This is a genomic window from bacterium endosymbiont of Bathymodiolus sp. 5 South (genome assembly GCF_900128535.1).
GTDB lineage: Bacteria > Pseudomonadota > Gammaproteobacteria > PS1 > Pseudothioglobaceae > Thiodubiliella.
In genome coordinates, this window is the sequence record NZ_FQTR01000419.1 from 1 (window position 1) to 858 (window position 858).

2 protein-coding genes are annotated in these 858 nt (G+C 32.3%); both read left to right on the forward strand.

From position 1 onward, the window contains the following. On the forward strand, positions 1–602 hold a 602-nt coding region (locus BBROOKSOX_RS11915), incomplete at its 5' end, for a tetratricopeptide repeat protein (RefSeq protein ID WP_139662108.1). Further along, a partial coding sequence (locus tag BBROOKSOX_RS11920) for a hypothetical protein (RefSeq protein ID WP_373896640.1) occupies positions 574–858 on the forward strand: 285 nt, incomplete at its 3' end. The genes BBROOKSOX_RS11915 and BBROOKSOX_RS11920, both read left to right, overlap by 29 nt.

Below are 858 nucleotides of genomic sequence, written 5' to 3' on the forward strand. Positions count from 1 at the left end.
TTTATAAGCAAGGTTTATACGAGCAAGCATTGGAACAATATCAAAGCGTTAAAGACAAAGAATTGGACTTTAATCGTTTGTATAATATGGGTAATACTTACGCTAAATTGCAAAAAATTGATGAGGCGATTGACAGTTACAAAGCAGCCTTAAAATTAAAACAAGATGAAGATGCCGCATTTAATTTGGCAATGTTAAAACAGCAAAAAGCCAAACGAAAAAAGAACAGGAAAACTAAAAAGGATACAGATAAAAAACAGAAAAAAAACGGAAAAAAGAAGCGGCAACAACAGAACAATAAGAACAATAAGAAAAATGGTAAGAAACTCAAAAATAAGAAAGACGGCAAGAAACTCAAAGATAAGAAAAATGGCAAGAAACTCAAAAATAAGAAAGACGGCAAGAAACTCAAAGATAAGAAAGATGGTAAGAAACGTAAAAAAGACGGTAAAAAAGAACAGCGGCAACAAAAGAAAAAATTGGATGCCATTAAACAACAGCGATGGGAAAAATCTCTTAATAAAAATCTCAGAACTTTACTTATTCCACTCAATCAACAAAACAATAAAAACAATGACGATAATAAAAAAAATCTTTGGTAGTTTATTTTTACTGCTCAGCATGCCAATTTTTGCATTCAGCTCAGCCAATGTTAATCAAACTTGGTTTTATCCAGGAGAAGTCGTTGTCTTAACCTTAAATGCGGATAGTGATAAGGTTGTCTTTCCTGTGATTAGTAAAATTGCAGGGTATTCTGTGTTAAGCACAAACAATGCCAAAAGTATTAGCATTATGAACACTAAACGCATGGTACAAAGTAGCAAGTCCTATACCTTTAAACCTTTAAAAAGCCTGCAA